This window comes from Pseudoroseomonas cervicalis (assembly GCF_030818485.1).
Lineage (GTDB): Bacteria > Pseudomonadota > Alphaproteobacteria > Acetobacterales > Acetobacteraceae > Pseudoroseomonas > Pseudoroseomonas cervicalis_A.
The window spans coordinates 2,204,995-2,218,283 of sequence record NZ_JAUTAJ010000004.1 but is presented as its reverse complement, the minus strand read 5'-3'; the positions used below and the strand labels follow the sequence as shown (position 1 = coordinate 2,218,283).

Here is a 13,289-nt window from a genome sequence, read left to right as displayed (position 1 = left end):
ACAAAAGTTTTTTGGTTCTTTTTTTCAAAAAAGAACTCTTACAAAAGCTTCTCAATATCCCCGCGAATCTTCTCTGGCGTTGTCGTCGGCGCATAGCGCCCGACCACCTCGCCCTGCCGGTCGATCAGGAACTTGGTGAAGTTCCACTTGATGCCCTCGCTGCCGAGCAGCCCGGGCTGGGCTGCCTTCAGCGCCTGGAACAGCGGGTGCGCCTGCGGCCCGTTCACCTCGATCTTGGCGAAGAGCGGAAAGCTCGTCTGGAAGCGGGTCTCGCAGAAGGCGGCGATGCTGGCATCGTCGCCCGGCTCCTGCTTGCCGAACTGGTTGCAGGGAAAGGCCAGCACGTTGAAGCCGCGCGGGCCATAGTCGCGCTGCAGCGCCTCCAGCCCGGCATATTGCGGGGTGAAGCCGCAGGCGCTGGCGGTGTTGACCACCAGCAGCACCTGGCCGCGGAATTCCGCCAGCGGCGTGTCGGTACCGTCGGAGCGGCGGGCCGAGAGCGTGTCCAACGGCAGGGCGGTCATGCGGGTCTCCTATCGGGGTCAGGCTCTATCTGGGGCCGCGGCGCCGCCGCGCATCCCCGGATCAACGCGCCCCTTGCCGCGTGATGTAGATGGCGCTGCTCACGATCAGCAACGCGCCGGCGGCGAGGTAGGGGTCGAGCGGCTCGGCGAAGAGCAGCGCGCCGGCCAGGGCGGCGAAGACCAGCCGCACATAGGAGATCGGCGCGACGGAGGAGGCATCGGCCAGCCGCAGCGCGTTGATCCAGAGATGCATGCCGGCCGGCCCCAGGATGGCGGCGCCCAGCAGCAGCGCCGCATTGCCCCAGCCCGGCCAGGTCAGATAGGGCAGCGCCACCGGCAGGCTGCCGGCGGTGGCGACCAAGCCGATATAGAGCATGATGGTCTCGGTGCGCTCGGTGCGGGCGAGGGCCTTGGTGGTCAGCACGATGCCGGCGCCGAACAGCGCCGAGCCGAGCGAGGCGGCCAGGGGCCAGTCCAGCGGCAGCACACCGGGGCGCACCACCAGCAGCACGCCGGCGAAGCCCAGCAGCGTTGCCGCCCAGCGGCGCAGCCCGACCCGCTCGCCCAGCAGCGGGCCGGCCAGCGCGGTGACGAACAGCACCGAGGTGAAGGAGAGGGTGGTGGCGGTGGCCAGCGGCAGCCGCAGGAAGCCCACATAGTAGAGCCCCCAGGAGACGAAGGAGAGCAGCCCGCGCAAAAGCTGCATGCCGAGCTGCCGGGTGCGCAGCAGGCCGAGCCCCTCGCGCGGCAGCAGCGGCAGCACCCAGAGGATCTGCCCCGCGGTGCGCGCCAGCAGGATGGTGGTGGCGGGCACCCCGTCCAGATATTTCACCAGCACCGTCTCCAGGTTGAAGACGAAGGCGGCGGCGGTGGTCAGCAGGGCGGCCTGCAGCAGCGGGTTCACCGGCGCCCCCGCAGCTCGGCCAGGCTGACCATCAGGGCGCCGGCCAGGATCACCGCGGCGCCGAGCCAGGCCATGCCGTCCGGCGCCTCGCCATAAAGAAGCCAGCCCGTCGCGGCCAGCACCGGCAGGCGCAGATACTGGAAGGGCGCGACGGCCGAGGCCTCGCCGGCGCGGAAGGCCTCGGTCATCAGCACCAGGATGCCGGGGGTGAAGCCGGCGAGCCCCACCAGCAGCGCCAGATCGCCGAAATCGAGCGGCTGCCAGTGCCAGAGGGCGAAGGGCAGGATGCCGGCCGTGGTCAGCAGGCCGACCCAGCCGATGATGGTCAGCGTGCCCTCGCTGCGGGTCAGCAGGCGGGAGGAGAGGGTGATGCCGCACCAGGTGACGGCGGCCACCAGCGCCACGGTGACGCCCAGCGCCGAGGCCGGCGCCGCCTCCCAGGGCCGCAGCATCACGGCGATGCCGAGCAGCCCGGCCAGCGTGCCGGCCCAGCGCGCCGCCCCCACCCGCTCGCCCAGCAGGGGTGCCGCGAGCAGGGTGGTGAACATGACATTGGTGAAGGAGAGCACCGTGGCGGTGGCAAGGTCGAGCAGCGTCAGCGACCAGTAATACAGCCCCCAGGTGGCGAGCGAGCAGGCGCCGCGCAGCCCGTGCAGCAGCGGCCGCGCGGTGCGCAGCACGGCCGGCCCGGCGGCGATCAGGCTCGGCGCGATCCACAGGATCTGGCCCAGGCAGCGGAACAGCAGCTGGGTGGTGATCGGGATGCCGCGGGCGGTCATCCAGCGGATGAACAGCGCCTCCAGCGCGAAGAGCAGCGCGGCCGCGGCCATCAGGGCCGCGCCGCGCAGATTGCCGGGCAGGGTCATTCTGCGGCCAGGATGACGGAGGGGCGGGATTTGAAAAGGGGGCGGGGGCCGAAAGCACGGCCCTGCCTGTCGCGACCGCGCGAGGCCGGTTCCCGCGGCCCCCCGGCGCCCCCATCTGCGGCGGATGAGCGATCCCTTCGACCTCGACCGTTTTCTCCGCGCCCAGGACGCCGTGCTGCCGCAGGTGGAGCGCGAGCTGGGCGAGGGGCAGAAGCGCAGCCACTGGATGTGGTTCATCTTCCCGCAGCTGCGCGGCCTCGGCCGCAGCGAGACGGCGCGGCGCTACGGCATCGCCGGCGCCGAGGAGGCGCGGGCCTATCTGGCGCATCCCGTGCTGGGGGCGCGGCTGCGCCACTGGGTGGCGCTGGTGCTGGCGGTGCCCGGGCGCTCGGCGAAGGAGATCTTCGGCAGCCCGGATGATGTGAAGTTCCGCTCCTGCCTGACGCTGTTCGCCGCCCTGGCGCCGGGCGAGGCGCTGTTCCGCGACGCGCTGGCGCGCTTCTACGGCGCCGCGCCGGATGCGGCGACGCTGGCGCTGCTGCGCGACGCGGAGGAGTGAGGGCCGCGCGCCGCCTCAGCGCAGATCGTGCAGATCGCGCCCGAGCGGCGCGGTGACGGTGAAGTCGGAGAACAGCACCTCCAGCCCGGCGCGCTCCGGCGTGCAGCACATCGGGCCCACCCGGTAGCGCCCGGCTTCCGGGAAGGGGCAGAGGCGCAGCAGCGGCCAGCGTTTCCCGTCGCCCGAGACCTGCAGCCGCAGCACGCCCTTCTCCACCGTCGCCCGCAGCCAGACATCCCCAGGGTCGCCGGCATAGGCGGCGGTCGCCCAGTCGGAGCGGCCGATGGTCAGCACGCTGCCCAGCATGGCCTGGCCGTCCGACAGCTCGATGCCGGCCTTCAGCCAATGCGCCTCGTCCAGCCGCAGCATCAGCCCGGCCTGGTCGTAGAGCGCCGCGTAGCGGGCGCGGATGCGCAACTGCGCGGTGAAGCCGCCCGCCACCTCGACGCCGAGGAAATGGCCGCTGTCGCGGGTGAAGCCGTAATGCGTCTCGCGCCAGAAATCGCTGCCCTGGTCGGTGGTGACGGAGAGGCTCTCCCCGTCCTCCCGCCAGCGCGCGGGCTCGTTCAGCCAGACCCCTTGGGCGAACATCAGACGCTGGCCAGCAGCCCGGCGAAGAGCCGCGCCCGCGGCACCAGGCTGTCGACCAGCAGATGCTCCTGCAGCGTGTGGATGCCGGCGCCCTGCACGCCGAGCCCGTCCAGGGTGGGAATGCCCATCGCACCCGTGAAATTGCCGTCCGAGCCGCCGCCGGCGCTGGCATGCGGCAGGGTCAGGCCGAGCCGCCCGGCCAGGGTCTGCGCCGTGCGGTACAGGCCCATCGTACCCGCATCCGGCTCCCAGACCGGGCGGGTGACGCCGCGGCGCACCTCCAGCAGCACATCGCCCTGGGCGGAGAGGCCGAGCATCTTCTCCACCGCCCCGGTCCAGATCCTCCTGCCGCTTGGCCATGGTCAGGGCCTCGGCGTCGCAATGGGTGGCGACGCAGTTCACCCATTGCCCGCCCTGCAGGACACCGACCGAGAAGGTGCAGGCCTCGGTGGTCATCGCCTCGATCGCCAGCACCTGGCGGCACATTTCGCGGATGGCGCTGCGCCCGTCCGACAGCGCGGCGCCGGCATGGCTCGGCCTTCCGGTGACGCGCAGGTTGAAGCGGGCGATGGCGTAGCGGCCGGTGACCACGCCGCCATCGCGCTGGGCGGGCTCGGGCACCAGCACCACCTCATGCCGCGCCGCCTCGGCCTCGATCAGGTCGCGGGTGGAGGGGCTGCCCACCTCCTCATCGCCGGTCAGCAGGAAGGTGACGGGGCGGCGGGTGGCGATGCCGGCCTGGATGATGGCGGCCATGGCCTGCACCGCGAGATAGGTGCCGCCCTTCATGTCGCAGATGCCCGGGCCATAGGCGCGGTTCTCCTCGACCCGGAAGGGCAGGCGCGCCAGCGTGCCGACCGGGTGGACGGTGTCCAGATGCGCCAGCACCAGGATGCCGCCCTCCATCTCCCCATCCGGATGCGGGAAGCGGGCGCGCACGCAGTCGGAGAAGCCCATGCGGCCGGGGATGCGCTCGATCCGCGCGCCCAGGATGGCCAGGTCCCGGCTGGCCAGCGCCATCATGCGGTTGACCGCCTCGGCATCGAAGGTGGGGCTTTCGCACTCCACCCAGGGGCGCAGCCCGGCGAGCAGCGCCTCGGTCTCGAAGGGCAGGGCCAGGGCGCGCAGCGCCTCGGGCTGGTCGCGCGTCGCGGTTTCGGCGTCCATGCGGGTTTCCTTCCCTGGAAATTGGCCCTGAAATCGGCCCTGGCATTGGCGGTGGCGGGATCATTCGCCCGGGCCGGGCAGCCTGCGGCCTCGGGCCGGGCTCTGCAAGGCCCGGCGCTGGGGGGATGCATCGGCGCCGCCGCTGCGCCATCATGCGCGGCGATGACCGATTACACTCCCCCCCGCCGGATCGCGCCGCAGGCCGGGCCGCATCTCTGGACCGGCGCGGCGCTGTCGCCCTCCGACTGGATGCTGCCGCTGGGCGCCGAGATCGCGGCCGAGATCGAGACGGCGCTGGCCACCCCGGGCGCGCCGCTGGCGCGGCTGGCGCCGCTGCTGGGCCAGCTGGCGGAGCGGCTGGCCAATGGCCAGGGCTTCGCCCTGCTGCGCGGCCTGCCGCTGCCGGCGGAATCGGCGGCGCTGCTGGGCCTGCTGGGCAGCCGGATGGGCCGCCCGGTGGCGGTGCCGCAGCCCGCCGGCCCCTACCACACCGAGGCCTGCGACATCCTGCTGCTGCTCTGCCGCGAATCGGCCGAGATCACCCTGCTCTCCGCCGCCGCCCTGCACAATGAGCTGCTGAAGGCCGACCGCGCCGCGCTGGAGGTGCTCTACCGCGCCCTGCCGCCGCCGCCGCCGGCGGACGGGGCGGAGCCCGGCGAGCCGGCCTCTCCCCTGCCGGTCTTCGCCGTCACCGGCGGCGTCTTCGCCGCGCGCTGCGACCGTGCCGGGCTGGACGAGGCCGCCTGCGGCGGCGCGCTGGCGGCGCTGGAGCAGGTGGCGGAGCGCCCCGGCCTGGCGCTGAAGCTCACCCTGCGGCCGGGCGACCTGCTGGCGGTGAACCCCTTCCTGGTCTGGGCCAGCCGCCCCGCCGGGCTGGCCAGCCTGCCGCTGCGCGGCGAGACCTCACGCCTGGCGGAAGGCCCCTTCGCCGCCCTGGCCCCGCCGGACTGAGGCTGCAGGACTGACCGCCGCCCCCCGCCCCTGACGGAGCCAAGCCCGCATGCGCATCCTGGTCGCCAACGCCAACACCACCGAGGCGATCACCGCCCGCTGCGCCGAGGCGGCGCGGGCGGCGGCCGGCCCCGGCAGCGAGATCATCCCGGCGACGCCGCGCTTCGGCGCCGCCGCCATCTCGACACGGGCGGAGAACATCGTCGCCGGCCATGCGCTGCTGGAGCTGCTGGCCGAGCGGGCGGGGCAGGTGGATGCGGTGGTGCTGGCGGTCAGCCACGACACGGCGCTGGAGGCGGCGCGGCAGATCATGCCCTGCCCGGTGATCGGCATGACCGAGGCCGCCTGCCTGGTCGCCTGCATGGCGGGAGCGCGCTTCGGCCTGGTGACGCTGGGCGGCACCGAGACCTATCGCGAGCTGGTGGCGCGGCACGGGCTGTCCACCCGGCTGGCGGCGCTGGAGGGCCTGCCCGCCACGCCGCAGGAGGCGGTGGCCGATCCCGCGCGGGTCGAGGCGATGCTGGAGGAGAGCATCGCCCGGCTGGTGGCGCAGGGGGCGGACAGCGTCATCCTGGGCGGCGCGGCGCTGGCCGGCATGGCGGCGCGGCTTTCGGCCCCGGTGCCGCTGCTGGACGGCATCGCCTGCGCGGTGAAGCTGGCCGAGGCGATGGTGGGCCTCGCTTTGCCGCGCCCCAGCGCCGGCAGCCTGGCGCCGCCGCAGGGGCGCAAGGTCAGCGGCGTCAGCCCGGCGCTCGCCCGGCTGCTCGGCGCCGGCTGAGGGGCCATGCCGCGCATCGCCATCGCCCGGCTCTGGTATGAGGCGAACAGCTTCGCCCCCGGCCTGACCGGGGAGGAACCCTTCCGCAGCCGCGAATGGGCCCGCGGCGCGGCGGCGCTGGAGGCCTATCGCGGCACCGCCACCGAGCTGGGGGCACTGGCAGAATTCCTGGCGGCGCGGCCGGGCTGGCAGGCGGTGGTGCTGCGCTGCGCCAGCGCCCAGCCCGGGCCGCCCTTGCGCGCCGATCTCTTCGCCGCCTGGCGGGACGAGGTGCTGGAGGGGCTGCGCCAGGGCGGGCCCTGGGACGGGGTCTATCTCTCCCTGCACGGCGCCTGCCTGGTGGAGGGCGAGGCGCAGCCGGAGCTGGCCTTCCTGCGCGCGCTGCGCGGCCTGCTCGGCCCCGATCTGCCCGTGGTCGCCAGCTTCGACCCGCATGCCAATCTGCTGCCCGAGGTGGCGGGGCTGCTGGATGGCGCCAGCATCTACCGCACCTATCCGCATATCGACATGGATGCGGCGGCGCGGCGGGCCCTGGCGCAGCTGGAGCGGCGTATCGGGGGCGCGCCGCGCGCCCATGGCGTGATGGCCAAGCGTCCCATGGTGCTGCACAGCTTCCATATGCGGCACGAGGCCGGGCCGATGGCGGAGATCTGGGAGCTGGCGCGGCGGGAGGAGGCGGCGGCGGAGATCCTCGACGCCTCGCCGATCGGCGGCTTTGCCTGGGGCGACACGCCGGGGGCCGGGCCGGGGGCGCTGGTCTATGCCACCAGCCGCGCGGCGGCGGCGGCCGCGGCCGACCGCCTGGCGGATGCCATCGCCGCGCGGCGCGCCCGCTTCGACCTTGCCCTGCCGGGGCCGCAGGACGCGCTGGCCCAGGCGCTGGCCGCGCCGCCCGGCACGGTCGCGCTGCTGGACCCGGCGGACAATCCGCTCTCGGGCGGCCTCTGCGACACGCCGGGGCTGCTGCGCGCGCTGCTGGCCGCAAAGCTGGAGGTGCCGGCCGTCTTCGCCTTCCTGCACGATGCGGCGCTGGTGGCGCGCGCCGCGGCGGCCGGGCAGGGGGCGGTGCTGGAGTGCGACCTCGGCGGCCGGGTGACGCCGGATTTCGGCCCGCCCGTCGCCGCCCGCGCCGTGGTGGAGCGGCTGACCGAGGGGCGCTTCACCAATACCGGCCCGATGGAGCGCGGCGCGCCGGTCGATCTCGGCCCGACCGCGCTGCTGCGGGTGGGCGCGCTCGGCATCATCATCGCCAGCCGGAAGGAGGCGGCGATCGATCCTGCCTTCTTCGCGCTGCATGGCATTGATCCGTCAGCGCAGCGCCTGCTGGCGGTGAAGGGCAAGAACCATTTCCGCGCCGCCTTCGCGCCGCTCTGCGTGGCGCTGGTGGAATGCGACGCGCCGGGGCCGGCGGCGCTCGACCTGCGCGGCCTGCCCTTCCGCCAGGTGCCGCGCGACTGGCTGCCGCCGGCGCCCTGAAGGCCCAAAAAAGGCGGGGCCGCGCTGGCCCCGCCCTTGCCGTGCCGGCGCGGTGCGGCGCAGCCTCAGTCGAGGCGGGCGCCGGAGACGCGCACCACTTCGCGCCATTTGGTGTTCTCGCGCTCGATGAAGGCGCCGAAGGCGGCGGCGTCGAGCGGCCGCGGCTCGGAGCCGACATCGCGCAGCCGGGCGGTGGCGGCGGGCTCGCCGGTGATGTCCAGCACCAGCTTGCTGACGCGGTCGGTGATCGCCTTGGGGGTGCGGGCATGCGCCTGCACGCCGAACCAGGCCTCCGCCTCGAAATCGGCGACGCCCATCTCGGCGACCGTCGGCACCTCGGGCAGGGCGAACCAGCGGTTGCGGCTGGTCACGGCCAGCGCGCGCAGCCGGCCTTCCTGGATATGCGGCAGGTAGGGCGGCAGATTGTCGACGGCCAGGTCGATGCGCCCGGCCAGCAGGTCGGGAATGACGGTGGCGCTGCCGCGATAGGGGATATGGGTCAGCTTGGTCTCGGTGCGGAACTTCAGCAGCTCGCCGCACATATGGCCCGAGGTGCCATTGCCCGGCGTGCCATACATCAGCTCCTGGCCCTTCGCCATCTGCAGCAGCTGGCGGAAATCGCGGATCGGGCTGTTGGTCGGCACGGTGATGACATTGGCCAGCGAATTGACCAGCGCGACCGGCGCCAGCTCCTTCGGGTCATAGGGCATCTTGGAATAGAGGTACTGGTTGATGCTGGCGGTGCCGATGGTGCACATCAGCAGGGTGTGGCCATCGGGCTCGGCCTTGGCCACCATGTCGCAGCCCAGGATGCCGCCGGCGCCGGGCCGGTTGTCCACCACCACCGGCTGGCCGAGCATCTGGCTCAGCCGCTCGCTGATGACGCGGGCGGTCACATCGGTGGCGCCGCCGCCCGGGAAGGGCACGACCATGCGCACGGGGCGGTTCGGGTAGTTGGCCTGGGCCTGGGCCTGGGCCTGGCTGCGCAGCAGGGCCGGGGTGGCGAGCAGGCCGGCGCCGGCCAGCACGAGGCGGCGGGTGAGCGTCATTGCGCTATCCTTCGAGAACGTTTCCAGTATCGGATAGACGCCCGGCCGGCCCGGGGCAAGCGCCGGGCGCGTGACGTTTTCTTCGCAATCCCAGGGGCTTGCGCGTTGCGGTGGAAGGCGGCGCGGGGTTTCCGACCGGCGGTTGCCCGCCGGCCGGGGGCCTGCGCCCTATTCCACCTTGGCGCCGGAGCGGCGCACCACCTCGGCCCATTTCTGCACCTCGGCGGCGACGAAGGCCTCATAGGCGGCCGGGCTGGTGCCGCCGCCCGGGATCAGATCGGGCTTCATGCCGCCGAGATCGGCGAGCCGGGCCCAGGTCTCCTCCTCGCCGACGATGGCGTTGATCTCGGCGCCCAGCTTCTCGACGATCGGGCGCGGGGTGCGGGCCGGGGCCTGCAGGCCGAACCAGCCCAGCCGGTGGCCTCGACGCCGGGGAAGCCGGCCTCGGCGGTGGTGGGCACATCCGGCAGGGCGGCGCTGCGGGTGGCGGTGGTCACCGCCAGCGCCCGCAGCCTGCCGTCGCGGATATGGCCGATGGCGGAGGGCAGGTTGTCGACGCCGACCTCGACCCGGCCGGCCATGATCTCGGCCAGCATCGGCCCGGCGCCGCGGAAGGGGATGTGGGTGAGCTGGATGCCGGCCTCGAGCTTCAGCAGCTCGCCGGTCATGTGCAGCGAGGTGCCGGCGCCGGAGGAGCCGATATTCAGCTGGCCCGGCCGCTGCTTGGCCAGCGCCACCAGCTCGGCCAGCGTCCGCACCGGCAGGCTGTTGGTGACGAAGATGACGTTGGGCACGCGGATCAGCAGGCCGACATTGGCCAGATCCTCGGGCCTGTAGGGGATCTGCCCGGCATAGAGCGCGTAGTTGATGGCGCCCGAGGAGACCGTCTGCATCAGGAAGGTGTAGCCATCGGGCTCGGCCTTGGCGACGACGTCGGAGCCGACATTGCCGCCGGCGCCGGCGCGGTTCTCCACCGGGAAGGGCTGGCCCAGGCGCTGCTGCAGCCGGCCGGCCAGGATGCGCGCGGCGATGTCGGTGGTGCCGGCGGGCACGAAGGGCACGATGATGCGCACGGGGCGGGAGGGCCAAGCGGCGGCATTGCCGGCGCCGGCGGCCGGTGCAGGGGCCGGTGCGGGGGCGGCGGTCTGGGCCCGCAGCGGCGCGGCGGCCAGCGGCAGGGCAGCGGCGGCGGCGCCGAGCAGGGCGCGGCGGTGCAGGACATTCATGATGTTTCTCCTCCCGGCGGCACGGGTCTCATGGGCCCGTGTCTCATTCGGTCTCCTGTCGTGCCGAATCCGGACCGTTCCAGGCAAGCGGCTTTTTGCCCGCCGCCCGAAAACGACAACGGGGCCCGAAGGCCCCGTCGCGATATCACCCTGTCACCCACCTGCCGGAACCGCCCCACCCTGGCAGGGCGGGGCCGTGATCGACCCCGTCACCGCCGGACGGCGGCAGCCTGGCAAAAATCAACGGGCGGTGCGGACTTCGGTGGCCAGCGTCATCTCGTCGACGCGGGCGGTGTAGGTCAGGCCGCGGCGCAGGCCCCAGACGCTCTTCTGGGTGTGCAGCGGGATCACCGCCACATCCTGCATGGCCAGGCGCATGGCCTCCTGCATGGCCTTCTCACGCTCGGACTCGTTCAGGTTGGCAAGGCCGGCGGCGGTGATCTGGTCCATGCGCGGGTTGGAGTAGCGGCCGTAATTGGACAGGCCGAGCCCGCTTTCCGGCGTGCGGGTGCCGAGAATGGCGCGCAGCGAGGTCGAGGGCTCGCCGGTCGAGTTGCTCCAGCCCAGCAGATAGGCCGAGGCCTCGTTGCGGTTCAGCCGGCCGATCAGCGTGGCGAGCGGCTGCGCGTCGACACTGGTCTTGACGCCGATGCGGGTCCACATCTGCGCCACCACCTGGATGATCTGCGCGTCGTTGACGTAGCGGTCATTCGGGCCGCGCAGCGTCACGGTGAAGCCGTTCGGATAGCCGGCCTCGGCCAGCAGGCGCCGGGCGCGCTCGGCCTCGAAGCGCGGCACGGGGATGGACGGGTCGTAGCCGAAGGCGCCTTCTGGCATGAACTGCCCGGCCGGGACCGAGGCGCCTTCCATGATGCGGCTGGCGATGGCCTCGCGGTTGATGGCGATGGACAGCGCCTCGCGCACGCGGCGGTCCTGCAGCGGGTTCTTGTCCAGCCGCTCGCCATTCGGGCCGGTGATGTCGGGCGTGCCGGCATCGCGGAACACGTCGAGGCCGAGGAAGATCAGCCGCAGGCTGGTGCCTTCCGCGATGGTGACGCGGTTGTCGCTGCGGATGCGGTTGAGGTCCTGCGTGGGCACGTTGTCGATCATCGCGACATCGCCGGAGAGCAGGGCGGCAACGCGCGAGCCGGAATTGGTGATGATGCGGTAGTCGACGCGCTGCCATTCGGGCTTGTTGCCCCAGTAGCCGTCATTGCGCTCCATCACCACGCGGTCATTCGGCGCGTAGCTGACGAAGCGGAAGGGGCCGGTGCCGATCGTCGTCTGCGCGCTGTTGAAGCTGGCCGAGGCGACATTCTCGCCGAGGCCGCGCGGCAGGATGAAGATGGCCGCGACATCGCTCGGCAGCAGCGGGTAGGGGGCGGCGGTCTTCAGCCGGATGGTGCGGGCATCGACCACCTCCACGCCGGTGATGGCGCGGGTGTAGACGGCGAAGCTGGAGGGGCTCTGCACCGTCGGCACGCGCCGCAGGCTGTAGGCGACATCCTCGGCGGTCAGCGGCGCGCCATTGTGGAAGGCGACACCCTCGCGCAGGCGGAATTCCCAGGTGGTCTCGTCCACCGGGCGCCAGCTCTCGGCCAGGCCCGGGATCAGCCGCGCATTCTCGTCGCGCTTCACCAGCGTGTCGAAGAAATGGTGCGACAGCATGATGCTGGGCGTCAGCGTGTAGTAATGCGGGTCGATGCTGGCGGGCGGCGCCGAGATGCCCATGCTGAGCGATTGGGCCGCCGCCGGCTGCGCCGCGAGCGGCAGCAGGGCAGCGAGCGCCGCGCCCAGCAGGCCCGCACGGAAGGGGTTGGCGCGGAAGGGGGTGGGGGTGTGGCGGCGGCTCATGCCCGGTTCTCCTCGGTCTGGCCATCGGCGGGCCAGCCCAGCTCCTCCTGCACCAGGCTCACCCAATAGGCGGCGCCGAGGCCCAGGATCTCGTCGTTGAAATCGTATTGCGGCGTGTGGACGTTGTGGAAGCTGCCATCCGGGTTCACGCCATTGCCGATGCGCATGAACACGCCCGGCTTCTCCTGCAGCATGAAGGCGAAATCCTCGCCGCCGGTGGAGAGCTTGACCTCGCCCACCTTCTCGGCGCCGACCAGGGCGCGGGCGGCGGCGAGTGCCGCCGGCACCTTCTCGGCGGCGTTCACCGTGGGCGGGCAGAGCTCGTCATAGGCCAGCGTCGCGGTGCAGCCATTGGCGGCGGCGAGCGTCTCGGCCAGCTCCTGCAGGCGACGGCGGATGATCGCCTGGTCGCCCTTCTCGAAATAGCGGGCGGTGCCGCGCACCACCACCTTGGCCGGCATGACGTTGGGCGAGCCGAAGCTGCCGCCCGCGACATGGCCGACCGAGAGGGCGGCGCTGGCGGTCGGGTGCAGGTTGCGCGGCAGGATGGTGTGGATGGCCAGCAGGAACTGGCCGAGCGCCACGGTGGCGTCGGTCGCCAGATGCGGCGCGCCGCCGCCATGGCCGCCGGTGCCGTGGAACTCGACGCCCCAGAAATCGGCCCCCGCCAGCACCGGGCCGGGGCGGGTGGCGAAGGTGCCGACCGGCAGGCCCGGCGAATTGTGCATGCCGTAGACGGAATCGACGGGGAAGCGCTGGAACAGCTGGTCGCGGATCATCGCCGCGGCGCCGGTCCCGGCTTCCTCGGCCGGCTGGAAGATGAACTGCACGGTGCCGGCGAAATCCGGCTTCGCCGCCAGGTACTTCGCGGCGCCCAGCAGCATGGCGGTGTGGCCGTCATGGCCGCAGGCATGCATCTTGCCGGGCACGGTGGAGGCATGGGCGAGGCCGGTCTCCTCCTGGATGAACAGCGCATCCATGTCGGCGCGCAGCCCGATGGCGCGCTGGCCGGGGCGGCTTCCTTTCAGGGTGCCAACGACACCGGTCCCGCCGATGCCCTCGGTGACCTCGATGCCCCAGTCGCGCAGCTTGCCGGCGACGAGCGCCGCGGTGCGGTGCTCCTCGAAGCGGGTCTCCGGATGGCGGTGGATATCCTGGCGGATCTCCTTCAGCTCCGGCTCGAATGCCCTGATCTCGTCGAGGATGTCCTGCCGCATCGTCTCTCTCCGCTGGCCCGCAAGGGGCGCGAAACTGAGCCGCGCCCGGGGTCCGGTCAACCGGTCAGCAGGTTTGACCTATGTCCATCATAGTGGAAGCATGTCCCCCGGGGAGCCCTTTCCCCGC

At 72.7% G+C, this 13,289-nt stretch carries 12 protein-coding genes; 4 read left to right on the top strand and 8 right to left on the bottom strand.

The window, feature by feature from the left end:
- Positions 1 to 38: 38 nt before the first annotated feature.
- From QE401_RS14275 to QE401_RS14265, 3 genes are all read right to left on the bottom strand, one after another.
- Entirely contained in the window at positions 39 to 524 is a 486-nt protein-coding gene (locus QE401_RS14275) for a glutathione peroxidase (protein ID WP_307138843.1), read from the bottom strand.
- 61 nt (positions 525 to 585) lie between these two features.
- Complete coding sequence (locus QE401_RS14270) at positions 586 to 1,428, bottom strand: DMT family transporter (RefSeq protein ID WP_307138842.1); 843 nt, start codon at positions 1,426 to 1,428, stop codon at positions 586 to 588.
- A complete protein-coding gene (locus tag QE401_RS14265) occupies positions 1,425 to 2,294 on the bottom strand; it encodes a DMT family transporter (RefSeq protein ID WP_307138841.1) in 870 nt (289 codons plus the stop codon). The genes QE401_RS14270 and QE401_RS14265 overlap by 4 nt, the downstream gene beginning before the upstream one ends.
- A 124-nt stretch (positions 2,295 to 2,418) precedes the next feature.
- Between QE401_RS14265 and QE401_RS14260 the strand changes: the two genes are divergently transcribed.
- The gene (locus tag QE401_RS14260) at positions 2,419 to 2,853 is read left to right on the top strand and encodes a DUF1810 domain-containing protein (RefSeq protein WP_373461443.1); all 435 of its coding nucleotides are present in this window, start codon (positions 2,419 to 2,421) and stop codon (positions 2,851 to 2,853) included.
- A 15-nt stretch (positions 2,854 to 2,868) separates the two neighbouring features.
- On the opposite strand, the gene QE401_RS23095 is transcribed toward QE401_RS14260, so the two are convergent.
- On the bottom strand, positions 2,869 to 4,611 hold the full coding sequence (locus QE401_RS23095; protein ID WP_475638087.1) for a M20/M25/M40 family metallo-hydrolase: 1,743 nt from the start codon (positions 4,609 to 4,611) through the stop codon (positions 2,869 to 2,871).
- Between the two features lie 162 nt (positions 4,612 to 4,773).
- Between QE401_RS23095 and QE401_RS14240 the strand changes: the two genes are divergently transcribed.
- Genes QE401_RS14240 through QE401_RS14230 form a run of 3 tightly spaced genes read left to right on the top strand, consistent with a single transcriptional unit; the run spans position 4,774 to position 7,816 of the window.
- A complete protein-coding gene (locus QE401_RS14240; protein ID WP_307138840.1) occupies positions 4,774 to 5,562 on the top strand; it encodes a Fe(II)-2OG oxygenase family protein in 789 nt (262 codons plus the stop codon).
- Between the two features lie 49 nt (positions 5,563 to 5,611).
- Positions 5,612 to 6,340, top strand: coding sequence for an aspartate/glutamate racemase family protein (locus QE401_RS14235; RefSeq protein WP_307138839.1), 729 nt, complete (start codon positions 5,612 to 5,614; stop codon positions 6,338 to 6,340).
- Between the two features lie 6 nt (positions 6,341 to 6,346).
- On the top strand, positions 6,347 to 7,816 hold the full coding sequence (locus QE401_RS14230) for a M81 family metallopeptidase (protein ID WP_307138838.1): 1,470 nt from the start codon (positions 6,347 to 6,349) through the stop codon (positions 7,814 to 7,816).
- Between the two features lie 65 nt (positions 7,817 to 7,881).
- Here the strand turns inward: QE401_RS14230 and QE401_RS14225 are convergent, their stop codons facing one another.
- From QE401_RS14225 to QE401_RS14210, 4 genes are all read right to left on the bottom strand, one after another.
- On the bottom strand, positions 7,882 to 8,865 hold the full coding sequence (locus tag QE401_RS14225; RefSeq protein WP_307138837.1) for a Bug family tripartite tricarboxylate transporter substrate binding protein: 984 nt from the start codon (positions 8,863 to 8,865) through the stop codon (positions 7,882 to 7,884).
- 284 nt (positions 8,866 to 9,149) lie between these two features.
- Complete coding sequence (locus QE401_RS14220) at positions 9,150 to 10,091, bottom strand: Bug family tripartite tricarboxylate transporter substrate binding protein (RefSeq protein ID WP_307138836.1); 942 nt, start codon at positions 10,089 to 10,091, stop codon at positions 9,150 to 9,152.
- 240 nt (positions 10,092 to 10,331) lie between these two features.
- Positions 10,332 to 11,945, bottom strand: a complete 1,614-nt coding sequence (locus QE401_RS14215) for an ABC transporter substrate-binding protein (protein ID WP_307138835.1) — start codon at positions 11,943 to 11,945, stop codon at positions 10,332 to 10,334.
- On the bottom strand, positions 11,942 to 13,162 hold the full coding sequence (locus QE401_RS14210; RefSeq protein ID WP_307138834.1) for an amidohydrolase: 1,221 nt from the start codon (positions 13,160 to 13,162) through the stop codon (positions 11,942 to 11,944). The genes QE401_RS14215 and QE401_RS14210 overlap by 4 nt, the downstream gene beginning before the upstream one ends.
- Between the last annotated feature and the right edge of the window lie 127 nt (positions 13,163 to 13,289).

What these genes read in the sequence shown, in the direction of transcription:
- QE401_RS14260 (WP_373461443.1), top strand. Translation starts at nt 2,419, where the DNA reads ATGAGCGATCCCTTCGACCTCGACCGTTTTCTCCGCGCCCAGGACGCC.
- QE401_RS14210 (WP_307138834.1), bottom strand. Translation starts at nt 13,162, where the DNA reads ATGCGGCAGGACATCCTCGACGAGATCAGGGCATTCGAGCCGGAGCTG.
- QE401_RS14235 (WP_307138839.1), top strand. Translation starts at nt 5,612, where the DNA reads ATGCGCATCCTGGTCGCCAACGCCAACACCACCGAGGCGATCACCGCC.
- QE401_RS14215 (WP_307138835.1), bottom strand. Translation starts at nt 11,945, where the DNA reads ATGAGCCGCCGCCACACCCCCACCCCCTTCCGCGCCAACCCCTTCCGT.
- QE401_RS14265 (WP_307138841.1), bottom strand. Translation starts at nt 2,294, where the DNA reads ATGACCCTGCCCGGCAATCTGCGCGGCGCGGCCCTGATGGCCGCGGCC.
- QE401_RS14275 (WP_307138843.1), bottom strand. Translation starts at nt 524, where the DNA reads ATGACCGCCCTGCCGTTGGACACGCTCTCGGCCCGCCGCTCCGACGGT.
- QE401_RS14225 (WP_307138837.1), bottom strand. Translation starts at nt 8,865, where the DNA reads ATGACGCTCACCCGCCGCCTCGTGCTGGCCGGCGCCGGCCTGCTCGCC.
- QE401_RS14220 (WP_307138836.1), bottom strand. Translation starts at nt 10,091, where the DNA reads ATGAATGTCCTGCACCGCCGCGCCCTGCTCGGCGCCGCCGCCGCTGCC.
- QE401_RS14230 (WP_307138838.1), top strand. Translation starts at nt 6,347, where the DNA reads ATGCCGCGCATCGCCATCGCCCGGCTCTGGTATGAGGCGAACAGCTTC.
- QE401_RS14240 (WP_307138840.1), top strand. Translation starts at nt 4,774, where the DNA reads ATGACCGATTACACTCCCCCCCGCCGGATCGCGCCGCAGGCCGGGCCG.
- QE401_RS23095 (WP_475638087.1), bottom strand. Translation starts at nt 4,611, where the DNA reads ATGGACGCCGAAACCGCGACGCGCGACCAGCCCGAGGCGCTGCGCGCC.